The following is a 12,673-nucleotide window of genomic DNA, read 5'->3' on the forward strand; positions in this document are numbered from 1 at the left end:
CGAATGGATGTTGTGACATTCGGAGAAGCGATGGTGATGTTTATTGCGACCGAAATAGGGCCGCTGCACCGTGTGCGTTGTTTTCATAAAGCGCTGGCCGGGGCGGAAGTGAATACGGCCATTGGTTTTGCCCGATTAGGTTTAAAAAGCGGATGGGTAAGTAAAGTTGGGAATGACGCCTTTGGCGCCTATATTATCGAACAGTTGCAAAGTGAGGGAGTCAATATTGAACAAGTAGCAATCGATCCGGAGCATCCGACCGGTTTTCAGCTGAAATCGAAAATGTCAGAGGGCGACCCGGAGGTGCAATATTTTCGGAAGGGATCTGCGGCCAGCTATATGCATATAGGTGATTTCAATGAAGCATATTTTCGGACAGCGAGGCATTTGCACATGACTGGAATTCCATTGGCTATTTCCGATTCAATGAGAGAGTTCGCTAAGCATGTTCAATCGTTCATGCGAAAAGAGGGGAAAACGATATCGTTTGATCCGAACTTGCGTCCTTCTTTATGGAAATCAAGGGAAGAGATGATCCGTGTGATTAATGAGGTGGCGTTGGAAAGCGATTGCTTCTTGCCGGGGGTGCATGAGGGGGAGCTATTGACGGGATGTGCCGACCCAAGAGACATTGCCGACTTTTACTTAGAAAAAGGAGTGCGGCTCGTTGTCGTTAAGCTTGGGGACAAAGGTGCTTTCTATAAATGCGCCAATGATGAAGGATATGTTCCAAGTTTTTCGGTTTTGAAAGTCGTCGATACCGTTGGAGCGGGGGATGGTTTTGCTGTTGGCGTCATTAGTGGCTTGCTTGAAGGGCTTCCGATACGCGAAGCGGTTTTGCGGGGGAATGCCATCGGGGCGTTAGCCGTTCAGTCAGAAGGGGACAGTGATGGATATCCAACTCGACAACAGTTGGAACAGTTTATCAACATTCGGGAGGAGGGCCTAGCGTGAAAGGGACATTGGCGAAATCGCGGTGGTACCGCCTGATTCCGGTCGTATTTATTACGTATAGTTTGGCTTATCTTGATCGGGCGAATTACGGATTTGGCGCAGCAGGAGGTTTGGCCGAAGACTTAAACATTTCCGCTGCCACCTCGTCTTTGTTAGGGTCGCTGTTTTTCCTTGGATATTTTTTATTTCAGATACCAGGCGCCCATTACGCAGAAAAGAAGAGTGCGAAGAAATTGATTTTCTGGTCGTTAATTCTTTGGGGCGGACTGGCGAGTGCGACGGGGTTAGTCAGCAATATTCATTGGTTGATGGTAATTCGCTTTTTATTAGGGGTTGTCGAAAGCGCTGTCATGCCTGCGATGCTTGTCTTTTTAAGCCATTGGTTTACGAAAGAAGAGAGATCTCGGGCAAATACGTTTTTAATTCTTGGCAACCCAGTGACGGTATTATGGATGTCCATTGTATCAGGCTATTTGATTGAATCATTCGGTTGGAGATGGATGTTTGTTATTGAAGGAGTTCCTGCTATCATATGGGCATTTATTTGGTGGAAGTTGGTTGAAGATGAACCGAAGATGGCCAAATGGTTGACAGGAGAAGAGAAAGAGCAATTGCAGAAGCAGCTAGAACAGGAGCAACGAGGATTAAAACCGGTGAAAAATTATCGTGAAGCATTTCGGTCCAAAATTGTCATTCTATTAAGTTTGCAATATGCGTTGTGGAGTATTGGAGTATATGGGTTTGTGATGTGGTTGCCATCCATTATTAAAGCGGCGCCGCATATGGATATTGTTACAACAGGGTGGCTGTCATCAGTGCCTTACATCTTTGCGGTTATTTTTATGATTGTTTCTTCTTACTTCTCTGATAAAACATTAAATCGTTCAGGATTTGTATGGCCCTCTTTATTAATTGGTGCCATTGCGTTTTACGCTTCGTATGCCATCGGGACGAACCATTTTTGGATTTCATTCATCCTGTTGGTCGTTGCAGGAGCGGCTATGTATGCACCGTACGGACCATTTTTTGCGATCATTCCCGAGATTTTGCCTCGGAATGTCGCCGGTGGGGCGATGGCGTTAATTAACAGCATGGGAGCGCTTGGGTCATTTGCAGGGTCGTATGTTGTTGGTTATTTAAACGGAGCTACTGGCGGATTTGGAGCATCGTATATTTTTATGGCAGCTTCATTGCTTCTTGCATCATGGTTAACCATCATTGCTGTTAAAGGGGGCAATAAACAAAAAAAGGTGCCTGATGAGTGGGTTGCCCATCAAGCACAAAAAAGCATTGGCAACTAAATATTATACTATAGATAACAGGTTCTTGCATAGTTAACGTATCATGAGGAGTACGTTCATTTTCGCTACAGCCGGCAGTCAGGCATTCACTAGTCGGCTGGCTGTAGCTGTTGTAAAGGGGAGAAAGTATGTCGGTTTATTTTGAAATTGAAAAAATTGGGATTATTGCTATCCTTCGCCATATTCAGCCACATATGATGATGCCGGTTGCCGAGGTGTTACAAGAGGCAGGAATCACCATATTGGAGGTAACAATGGAAACTCCTGGGGCCTTAAAAATGATCGAAACATTGCGTACGGAGTTTCCTGATCATTTAACGGTAGGGGCTGGCACGGTCTTGGATGCCGAGACAGCTAGAGCGGCTATGCTCTCTGGGGCGCAGTTTGTCGTTTCACCGACGGTCAATATCGAAATGATCCGTACTGTCAAGCGATATGGTGGATTATGCATGCCAGGGGCGATGACACCAACAGAAATCGTCATGGCCTATGAGAACGGAGCGGATATGGTGAAAATTTTTCCAGCCCATGTTCTTGGACCAATGTATTTTCGGGCGGTTTCCAGTCCGCTTCCACATATTCCATTCGTAGCAACAGGGGGAATCAACTTGGAAAATGCCGGATCTTACATTTCGGCGAGGGCTGTTGCGGTCGGATTAGGCCACTCGCTTTTTGATCCGCGTAAAGAAATGACGGATGAAGGATTCATTCAATTAAAAAAGACAGCTAGCAAATTTGTGGAAAATGTAAGGAATGCCAAACGCTCATCAACCAATAGGGCAGCCAAATAGCTCCGAATTTGGGGAGACTTTGTTATTCTTGCTAAAATAAAAGGGATGACAAAACCAATTCATGGATAACAAAGGATGAGGCAAGTGAAAAAGGTCACATTGGCTGATGTTGCAAAAGAGGCAGGAGTATCGAAAAGCACAGTATCGCAATTTTTAAATCAACGGTATGAACATATGGGCGATGAAACGAGGGAACGGATTAAAGCGGCCATTGAAAAACTTGGTTATCGCCCAAACTATGTTGCCCGAAGTTTAAAACAAAAACGGACATCTATGATCGGGATTATTATCGCCAATATTATGCATCGGGTGTCAACGGAGTTTAGCCGAGCCATTGAAGATTATTGTCATGAACATGATATGCAGGCGATCATCTGTAATGCAGATGATGACCCTGCCAAAGAGAGAAAGTATATTGAAGTGTTGCGTGCGCGTCAAGTAGATGGGTTAGTCATTGTTCCGACTGGAGGCAATATCGAGCTTTATCAACAAATGGAACGGGAAAACTATCCTGTGGTCTTTATGGACCGGAAAGTTGATGGGATCAATGTCCATACGATCGTAGTGAATAACAAGGGAGCGGCATATGAAGCGGTATCTCATCTTATTGAACAAGGGCATACACGCATTGGAATCGTAACCCCACCTTTAACCGTCTCTCCACGCATTGAGCGGATGAGTGGCTATAAACAGGCATTAATTGATCATGGAATTGAGATCAGACCAGAATATATGATTTCTGATGAAATTCATCGTCTTACATCGCGATTAGAGGAGATGTTCTCCCTGCCGCAAAAGCCAACCGCTTTATTAGCAGGAAATGATTTATCCTTCTTTGAAGTGATGGCGTTTATTAAGCAGAATCGGATCCGCGTTCCCGAAGACTTAGCGGTCGTTGTTTTTGATAATATTCCATTTGCCGCTATTTCAACTCCAACGATCACCACCATTGCCCAGCCGGCATATGAAATGGGCAAAAAAGCGGCCGAATTGTTATGGAAACAAATTCATAATGAATGTGACGAGGCGCAATTATATACGTTTTTCTGTCAGTTAATCGTTCGTGAGTCTTCGGGAACGAAAAAAGCTGATGGCTAACTTACAGGATGAATGGAGAGTGGAAGATGTATATTCAGCTTGCGCTTGATCGAATGGATATCAATCAAGCAATTCAAATCACTCAACAAGTTGAGAAGTATATTGATTGGATTGAAGTAGGAACCTCGCTGATTAAAGAGTTTGGCATCAAAAGTATTGAAGCGATAAAGCGTGCGTTCCCTAGCAAAATGATTGTCGCGGATACGAAAACGATGGATAACGCTGTGTATGAATGCAACCTATGTTTCGAGGCGGGGGCGGACGTGATGACAGTCATGGGCGTTGCACCGCTAATGACGGTGGAAGCGTGTTTGAAGGAGGCTAGCATCCGCGGAAAAAAAGTCATGATCGATTTATTAAATACAAACGAGTCGGTGAGGCAGCAACTATTGCAGTATAAGGAAGCGATTTTTTGCATCCATGTCAGCAAGGATGAACAGGAGTTTGCACAGCAGCACAAAAACTTCAATTTCGCACATTTTCATCGCCCAACTGGTTGCAATCTAGCGGTTGCTGGAGGAATTTCAGCTGCTACAATGAAACAAATTCAACCGCTTCACCCCTCGATTGTGATTATCGGTTCGGCCATCACGCGGGCGGAGCATCCGGAACGGGCGGCGAGAGAATTGAGACAATTGGTTCGAAATAGGGGGATCGATGATGCATCCAATTGAAGTCATTTTTTCAGAAATAGAACAAGTATTTGCCGAATTTGACCATATGAGCATTGAGTGTGTAGCGATGCGTCTGGCGAAAGCGAAGCGGATTTTTGTGGCTGGCGAGGGGCGTTCCGGATTCATGGGAAAGGCGTTTGCTATGCGGCTGATGCATCTCGGCGCAACGGTCTATGCTGTGGGAGAAACGGTCACTCCTTCACTGCAAAGCGGAGATACGTTAATTGCTATCTCGGGCTCGGGAGTGACAAAACAGACGGTGTGGATTGCAGAAAAGGCGAAACAACTTGGATGTGAGGTGATTGCCGTCACTACGGATTTATCGTCCGCTTTGGCGAATATCGCTTCTCTTACCGTTCATGTTCCGGCGGCCACCAAATACCGGCGTGGTCATGAGACGCAAAGTAAACAACCGCTAGGTTCCTTATTTGACCAATGTACGCACCTGATTTTAGATGCCATCTGCTTGCAATATGCGAACAATCAACAAGTTGAACACCAGAAAGCATTTCAACGGCATAGTAATTTAGAATAAGTGAAAGGAGCTCCAAGTCAAAAGGTGACTTGGGGCTCTTTTCATTTATGAAAAGTGAAATTGTTGGTTGATTTGTGTTAGGGTCATTAGTAGCGTGAAATCAATCTTTATGTTAGAATATTCTGCATATGACATGTGAGGGGAGGAGAACAATGACACAGCCAATTAGTCTTGGGCATCGTATGTCGCTCATCGATTTATACGACTTGCGTATGCCGCAGCGCACCGGTACATACGTGCTTCATGAAGAAAACTTAGCGATTATTGAAACGGGTCCAAGCCCGTCGGTGCCGCATTTGCTCGCTGGATTGAAAGCGCTTCATATTGATCCGGCTGATATTCGCTATATCATTGTTACCCATATTCATTTGGACCATGCCGGCGGTGTTGGGGTGTTGCTTGAACATTGCCCAAACGCTACGGTCATCGTCCATCCGAAAGGAAAGCGGCATTTGGCTGATCCGTCGCGTCTGATCGCCGGAGCGAAGGCGGTATACGGGGAGCAGTTTGACGCACTCTTTGATCCGATTGTTCCGGTTCCGGAAGAGCGGCTGCTCGTAAAAGAGGATGGGGAGACGCTTGTGCTGAGTGCGGAACGGACGCTCACGTTTTACGATACGCCCGGGCATGCCAACCATCATTTTTCCATTTATGATTCATACAGCGGTGGAGTGTTTACCGGTGATACGATCGGTGTTTTTTATCCGCAGTTGCAAGAAGCGGGGCTCGCGTTTTGCCTGCCGTCGACCTCTCCGAACCAGTTTAACCCCGAAGCGATGAAACAGTCGGCGGAGCGGCTCGAGAAGTTGAACCCGACGCGCATCTATTTTGGTCATTTTGGTGCGCTCGATCAACCGGAGGAGGCATTCCGCCAGCTTCGTTTTTGGCTGCCGAAGTTTGTTGCGGCCGGAAAAGAAGTAATCGCCCGTCATCCTGAGGCGCCGGCGGCTGAACAGGCGAAAGCGGTCACGAAACTGCTGCATAACGACATTACGGCGTTTCTTAACGAGTGCAGCATCCCGGCTTCATCACCGGTTTACAAGGTGATCGAGCTCGATTTACAAGTGTGTGCGATGGGGATCATCGATTATTGGCGGAAACAACGATAATCATTTGTCCTAGCTGATTCGGCTAGGCTTCTTTTTTGTAGGATGGCGTTTACATATGGAAGGCTTTGCGTCGTTTTTTGTATGGGAGGTTCTCTATGCAGTCGTATAGCCTGTCCGTAACAAATGGTATACATATTGATGCTCATACGTGTTTTGGCTGATTCCAACCGCTTCTCTCTGCTGATTGCCAAGATGTGCTCTTCACATGCTTGAAGCGGGAGTCTTCTTTCGGAACTATGATAAAATTGTGATACGTATGTTAGGGTGAAAATAAGTGGTCGACCATAAATGGAATGGAGGGGCACGAAAGGATGAAGCAGAGGCGGCCTGTCATGTACCGGATTGGCATCGGGCTTATCATTGCGTCGTTTGTTGTGTGGATCATTCCACCTCTTGCTCCGTTTTTGCCGCTTTCTGCGGCGGGCAAAACGTTGGTCGCTACCGGTGCCATTGTGGCGGCGGAAATCATGTTCTGGATAGGGGCTGTGTTGGTTGGAAAGGAAGCGGCCGCGAAGTTGAGAAAGTATTGGAATCCGAAACATTGGCGAATCAAACAGCGCCGCTTGGACGAAACAAATGATGACGAGACAAGTCGAGACCAAACGCAAGAGGGAATAATGCGGAAGTGAGGTGATTGGCATGCGACGCAACATTGTATCGCTTTTAATGATGGTTGCCGCGCTGTCTGCGCTGCTTTGGCTCGGCGGCCTTGCCTTAGTGGTGCAAGACCAGTTGTTTACGGCTGCCAAACCCTCGGTCGAACAAAAGCGGCCATCAGCCAACGAAGCAAAGAAGCGCGATGGGGAGATTGACATTGTCGCCTTAGGCGACTCGCTGACGCGGGGAACGGGCGATGAAAGTGGCAAAGGGTATATCGGCTATATGGTCGATGAGCTTCGCCAACAGACAGATGAACCGATTCGCGTCACCAATTTGGCGATCCGCGGCTTGCGCTCCGACGGACTGCTCCGTCAGCTTGGCCAGTCTGAGATTCAGCGGCAAATCGCCATGGCCGATCTGATTGTGATGACGATCGGCGGCAACGATTTGTTTCAGGGGGGAGAGGCGCTTGAGTGGAATGTGAAAGAGCTCGATGAGGCGAAACGGCAGTATATTGCGAACCTTGACCGCATTTTTGCCTTGCTTCGCCGCTTGAACAGCGAAGCGGTCATTTTTGCGATCGGCCTGTACAATCCGTTTAGCGATTTAGATGATGCCAAACGAACGTCGGCCATTGTTCGCGATTGGAATTTTGCATCAGCCGAAGTGGCGGCCCACTATCCGAATATCGTCGCTGTGCCGACGTTTGACTTATTTGCCTTGCATGTCAACGACTATTTGTATAGCGATCATTTCCATCCGAATAAGGAAGGGTACAAGCGGATCGGGGAGCGCGTTGCCTCGCTCATTACGTTGACGGAGGAGGATCGCCAGTGACGAAACAGGTAACGTTAGCAGTTAAAGAGCTGCGGAAAACGATTCGTGGCAAAGAAATTATTAAAGGGATTTCGTTTGAATTGCGCGAAGGGGAAGTGTTCGGATTTTTAGGACCGAACGGCGCAGGCAAAACGACGACAATCCGCATGCTTGTCGGACTTATTCGTCCGACGTCGGGAACGGTGGCGATTTGCGGGTATGATCTTCATCACCGGTTCACCGAAGCGATCCGTCATATCGGCTGTATTGTCGAAAATCCAGAAATGTATCCGTATTTAACAGGTTGGGAAAACCTTGAACATTTCGCCCGCATGATGCCCGAAGTGGGTGAGGAGCGGATCATGGAAGTGACGAAGCTCGTCGGCCTTGAACAGCGCATTCATGACCGGGTGAGCACGTATTCGCTCGGCATGCGGCAGCGGCTTGGCATTGCCCAGGCGCTGCTCGGGAAACCGAAGGTGCTCATTTTGGATGAGCCGACGAACGGCCTTGATCCGGCCGGCATTCGTGAAATGCGAGCCTTCATCCGCTTTTTGGCGGAAACGGAAGGACTGAGCGTTCTCGTATCGTCGCACTTGTTAAGTGAAATTCAGCTCATGTGCGACCGCGTTGCCATTATGGCGAAAGGGCGGCTTTTAGCTGTCGATACGGTCGAGCGGCTGTTAAAAGAACAGGCGCGTGTCGTTTGGAAAGCTGACCCTGTTGACAAAGCGCGGGCGCTGTTGGCCGAGGAAACGGAAGTGCTAAGAGCAAACGAGGAGATCATCGTCACGCCGTATGAGCCGGCCAAGCTTGCTGCTTGGAACACTAAACTCATTCGCGCCGGCGTGGCGGTCGCTCAAATTGAACCACGGCTGCCAACGCTCGAAGATTTGTTTATCGAGCTGACAGGGGGCGAAACGATTGATTAAGCTTGTGTACAATGAAATGCTGAAAATCGTCCGCAAAAAGCGGTTATGGGTGATCGCCGCCATTGTTGCGGTGCTTGTTGCTCTATTTACATACGCCCAATACCGGGAGACAGAAGAATTGAAGAAGCGGCTTGGCACGACTGATTGGCGGACGCAGCTGCAGCAGCAAATCGTCGACTTGCAAAACCGTCTCCAGTCACCAAGCATGTCAGAAGAGTGGCGCAAATATTTGCAAATCCGCCTTCAACAACAACAATATTACTTAGAGCATGACATTAACCCGTCCGCTCCCGGCGCGCCGACGTTTATGCGCGTTTTTATCGAAAACGCAATCGATTTGTTTTTGCCGCTGTTAGTGATGGTGGTGGCGGCTGATCTTGTGTCATCAGAGGCGAGCACCGGAACGATCAAACTGCTGCTCGTCCGGCCGGTGAAGCGATGGAAAGTGTTGCTAAGCAAATATATTGCTCTCTTGTTGTCTGTATCGTTTATTATGCTAACGACTGCGGTGTTGTCATATGTTATTTCCGGCCTTGTGTTCGGGTACGGCGGCTTCCGTCTGCCGCTATTGACCGGATTTGTACCTCAAGGGGAGGATCTCAATACAACGAACGTCCATATGATTCCTCAATGGGAATACGTGCTTATGGAGCTTGGTTTGGCAACATTTGTCAGTATTGTTGTCGGCACGTTGACATTTATGCTTTCCGTGCTCTTGCGGAGCACAGCGGCGGTAATGGGGATTATGTTGGCGTCGTTAATTTCTGGTGCCATTTTGTCCAATATGGTGTCGTCATGGCATTCGGCAAAATATTTGTTTATGGTCAATTTGCGTCTCACCGACTATATTAAAGGAACGACGCCACCGGTGGAAGGAATGACGCTCGGCTTTTCAATGGCGGTGTTGGCCGTTTGGGGACTCGTCGCTCTCATCGTGGCTTTTGTTGTTTTTACGCGGCGGGATGTGTATTGAGAAGCAAACGAAACCCGTGGGGGGACTCCCCACGGGTGTTTCAATGAGTGTTCATGCGTCGGAATCGCTCATCCGTTTCCCTGTTAAGGGAGCGCCTCCCCAATCGGCGCATCTGCTCGGTCAACGAGTCAATCCAGCTGATTCAAATCCACTGAACTGCGGTAGCTGTCCAAAAAGCCGTATATGTCGATCGCGACATAAAGCATGAGTCATCGCTCATCAAGCAGCGCTTTTGACTTTTCAAAATCACCAAGAAGCGAGTATAATATACGTGTGCTTTTCTATAAACAGCTCCCAAAAGATTAAAATAAAAGTCCGTGATATAACGATGTTGCCTTAAATTGCCGAACTAGGGAAAACGACGACGATCAGTGGGGGCATAAATGAATATGGGGATGGCAAGCTAAGAAAAATAAGCCTGTTTGCGCCGCGCCGGCGGAATGAGTGTCACAAAATCGCCTCCTTTTCCATGGTGCTGCATAATCGCCGCGTTGTTAATAGTTTTCTAAAAAGCAGTGACTATGTAGCTGGCAGTGGAAAAGCAATGGATTTCCGTTTTTTTACGCAAAAAAATATAAAAAACTATTGACTTTCTTAAAAGGTTCATATAGAATATGAATTGTCGCAAGGGAAAATAAACAAATGACGGGAAGTAGCTCAGCTTGGTAGAGCACACGGTTCGGGTCCGTGAGGTCGCAGGTTCAAATCCTGTCTTCCCGATCACTCTATACGGGGCCTTAGCTCAGCTGGGAGAGCGCCTGCCCCGCACGCAGGAGGTCATCGGTTCAAATCCGATAGGCTCCATTTGAACGCGGAGGAATACCCAAGTCTGGCTGAAGGGGGCGGTTTCGAAAACCGCTAGGGGTGTCACAGCCCGCGGGGGTTCGAATCCCTCTTCCTCCGCCATATTACATAGAAATACTAACCTGCCGATTATCGGCGGGTTTTTTGTTTTTGTTAGTCTCTATGACCACAAAAATGGAAGCAGATAATTTGCCTAGTTTTAACTAGATCGAGTACGATGAAGGGGAAGAGAGGCGGTTGGCCGGAGATCGGCTGTCTCCTCTCACGGCTGTGTCCAGAGTGGAAAAGAGGAGGAAGATGATATGGCTGTTCAACGCCACATTCGCCGTATCAAAACGGTGCAAATGACTGTCAACAGCCCGATTCACCAGAGCGGCCCAGTGCTCGAGCCCGGGAATTGGCAAGAGTATGATCCGTTTTTGTTGTTGATGGAGGACATTTTTCAGCGGGGCGCGTTTGATGTTCATCCGCACCGTGGCATCGAGACGGTCACGTATGTGATTCGTGGCGAACTCGAACATTTCGACAACAAAGCCGGTCACGACATGCTTGGACCTGGGGATGTACAATGGATGACTGCTGGCCGCGGCGTCGTCCATAAAGAAGATCCTGCACCCGGTTCGACCGTCCATAGTCTTCAGCTGTGGATCAACTTACCGAGCACGCATAAACTGACTGAGCCGCGCTATCAAAACTTGCGCGCCGAGGATATGCCTATACGGAAAGAAGAAGGGGCGGTGATCCGCGTCTTTTCCGGCTCATCAAAAGGGGTGCAAGCGCCGACGAAAAACATCGTTCCAGTGACGATGGTCGAAATGACTGTTGAGCCAGGAATAACGGTTGTGCAAGATTTGCCGGGCCATTACAACGGCTTTTTGTATATTTTGGAAGGGAGCGGCACGTTTGGCGCCGGCAACACGGAAGGAAAGGCCGGGCAAGTGTTGTTGCTAAGCCGCCACAGCCGCGGCGAGGAAACGGAGTTAAAAGTGACCGCTCGCGAAAAACTGCGGCTCCTTCTTTACGCTGGCGAGCCGGTAAACGAACCGGTCGTTGCTTACGGTCCGTTTGTCATGAATACGCCCGAGCAAATTCGCGAAGCGATTCGTGATTACCAAGAAGGGCGGTTTGAATAGTGAATATGAGAACAGAGCCGGTTGCTTTTCGGCTCTTTCTCTTTTGTGACCCTGTAAGTAAAGGATTTAGCCGCAATGATTTTGGAAAACTCTAAACATTAAGGTTTATCTATTAGAGAAATACCTTGTTGCATTGCCTATTTGATTGACATCACTACTCTTAAGAATGAACCGAATTTTTGGATGAGGAGGACAAGGACATGAATAAAGTCATCGAAACCATTTTACAGCACCGTTCGATCCGCCGTTTTGAAGACCGGCCGCTGACTGATGAACAAATTCGTATGATCGTTGAATGCGCTCAATCGGCGTCGACTTCAAGTTATATCCAAGCATATTCGATCATTGGGGTGAAAGACCCGGAGAAAAAACGAAAGCTCGCCGAACTGGCAGGGAATCAATCCTATGTCGAGCATAACGGCCATTTCTTTGTCTTTTGCGCTGATTTTCACCGCCACGAACAGATCGGTGAAATGGAAGAAAAAGACGTACTCCCATCGCTAGAAAGCACGGAAAAATTTATGGTGGCGCTCATCGATACGGCGCTTGCGGCGCAAAATGCGGCGATTGCTGCTGAGTCGATGGGGCTTGGCATTTGCTATATCGGGGGGCTTCGCAACAACCTGCCGGAAGTATGCGAACTGCTTAACATACCGAAACGGGTCATTCCGCTGTTCGGGCTTGCCGTCGGTTATCCAGCTGAACAGCCGGGAAAAAAACCGCGGTTACCGTTAGACCACGTGTATCATGAGGATGAATACGATCAAGACCGCGGCCGGTTCATCGAGCAGTTGCAGCGATATAATGAAACGGTGTCAGCTTACTATGAACAGCGGACAAATGGCCGCCGCTCTGATACATGGACGGGGCAAATGGCTGACATGCTAAGCCGCCAAGTTCGGATGTACATGAAAGAATTTGTGGAAGGGAAAGGGTTTCATTTGCGGTAGTCT

At 48.2% G+C, this 12,673-nt stretch carries 13 protein-coding genes and 3 tRNA genes; all 16 read left to right on the forward strand.

The window, feature by feature from the left end; translation table 11 throughout:
* Positions 1-3: 3 nt before the first annotated feature.
* The 16 genes from NSQ22_RS08530 to nfsA all read left to right on the forward strand — a co-directional run bounded on the left by NSQ22_RS08530 (position 4) and on the right by nfsA (position 12,670).
* The gene (locus NSQ22_RS08530; RefSeq protein ID WP_081157128.1) at positions 4-954 is read left to right on the forward strand and encodes a sugar kinase; all 951 of its coding nucleotides are present in this window, start codon (positions 4-6) and stop codon (positions 952-954) included.
* Positions 951-2,255, forward strand: coding sequence for an MFS transporter (locus NSQ22_RS08535; RefSeq protein WP_100660410.1), 1,305 nt, complete (start codon positions 951-953; stop codon positions 2,253-2,255). The genes NSQ22_RS08530 and NSQ22_RS08535 overlap by 4 nt, the downstream gene beginning before the upstream one ends.
* A gap of 128 nt (positions 2,256-2,383) precedes the next feature.
* Positions 2,384-3,046 carry a bifunctional 4-hydroxy-2-oxoglutarate aldolase/2-dehydro-3-deoxy-phosphogluconate aldolase gene (locus NSQ22_RS08540; RefSeq protein ID WP_339264511.1) on the forward strand — a complete coding sequence of 221 codons (663 nt, stop codon included), beginning with the start codon at positions 2,384-2,386 and terminating at the stop codon, positions 3,044-3,046.
* A gap of 84 nt (positions 3,047-3,130) precedes the next feature.
* Positions 3,131-4,144 (forward strand): substrate-binding domain-containing protein, encoded by a 1,014-nt coding sequence (locus NSQ22_RS08545; RefSeq protein ID WP_008879218.1) that lies wholly within the window; start codon positions 3,131-3,133, stop codon positions 4,142-4,144.
* Between the two features lie 26 nt (positions 4,145-4,170).
* Positions 4,171-4,818, forward strand: a complete 648-nt coding sequence (hxlA, locus tag NSQ22_RS08550; RefSeq protein WP_171355377.1) for a 3-hexulose-6-phosphate synthase — start codon at positions 4,171-4,173, stop codon at positions 4,816-4,818.
* The gene (gene hxlB, locus NSQ22_RS08555) at positions 4,802-5,353 is read left to right on the forward strand and encodes a 6-phospho-3-hexuloisomerase (RefSeq protein ID WP_081133266.1); all 552 of its coding nucleotides are present in this window, start codon (positions 4,802-4,804) and stop codon (positions 5,351-5,353) included. The genes hxlA and hxlB overlap by 17 nt, the downstream gene beginning before the upstream one ends.
* Before the next feature lie 152 nt (positions 5,354-5,505).
* Entirely contained in the window at positions 5,506-6,462 is a 957-nt protein-coding gene (locus NSQ22_RS08560; protein WP_008879215.1) for an MBL fold metallo-hydrolase, read from the forward strand.
* Between the two features lie 311 nt (positions 6,463-6,773).
* Positions 6,774-7,091: a transporter suffix domain-containing protein gene (locus NSQ22_RS08565; protein WP_011887355.1), complete on the forward strand. Its 318-nt coding sequence runs from the start codon at positions 6,774-6,776 to the stop codon at positions 7,089-7,091.
* A 10-nt stretch (positions 7,092-7,101) separates the two neighbouring features.
* Positions 7,102-7,899, forward strand: a complete 798-nt coding sequence (locus tag NSQ22_RS08570; RefSeq protein WP_011887356.1) for an SGNH/GDSL hydrolase family protein — start codon at positions 7,102-7,104, stop codon at positions 7,897-7,899.
* Positions 7,896-8,810 (forward strand): ABC transporter ATP-binding protein, encoded by a 915-nt coding sequence (locus NSQ22_RS08575; RefSeq protein WP_008879212.1) that lies wholly within the window; start codon positions 7,896-7,898, stop codon positions 8,808-8,810. Before NSQ22_RS08570 ends, NSQ22_RS08575 begins: the two co-directional genes overlap by 4 nt.
* Positions 8,803-9,783 (forward strand): ABC transporter permease, encoded by a 981-nt coding sequence (locus NSQ22_RS08580; RefSeq protein WP_100660414.1) that lies wholly within the window; start codon positions 8,803-8,805, stop codon positions 9,781-9,783. Before NSQ22_RS08575 ends, NSQ22_RS08580 begins: the two co-directional genes overlap by 8 nt.
* A gap of 646 nt (positions 9,784-10,429) precedes the next feature.
* Positions 10,430-10,503 (forward strand) — tRNA-Pro (locus NSQ22_RS08585).
* Positions 10,504-10,514: 11 nt separating this feature from the next.
* Positions 10,515-10,587: transfer RNA gene (locus NSQ22_RS08590), tRNA-Ala, on the forward strand.
* A 9-nt stretch (positions 10,588-10,596) separates the two neighbouring features.
* Positions 10,597-10,689 (forward strand) — tRNA-Ser (locus NSQ22_RS08595).
* A 200-nt stretch (positions 10,690-10,889) separates the two neighbouring features.
* Positions 10,890-11,720 (forward strand): pirin family protein, encoded by an 831-nt coding sequence (locus tag NSQ22_RS08600; RefSeq protein ID WP_011887358.1) that lies wholly within the window; start codon positions 10,890-10,892, stop codon positions 11,718-11,720.
* Between the two features lie 200 nt (positions 11,721-11,920).
* A complete protein-coding gene (gene nfsA, locus NSQ22_RS08605; RefSeq protein ID WP_008879209.1) occupies positions 11,921-12,670 on the forward strand; it encodes an oxygen-insensitive NADPH nitroreductase in 750 nt (249 codons plus the stop codon).
* The last annotated feature ends 3 nt before the right edge of the window (positions 12,671-12,673 follow it).

Source organism: Geobacillus sp. FSL K6-3411 (assembly GCF_037965715.1).
Classification (GTDB): Bacteria; Bacillota; Bacilli; order Bacillales; family Anoxybacillaceae; genus Geobacillus; species Geobacillus thermodenitrificans.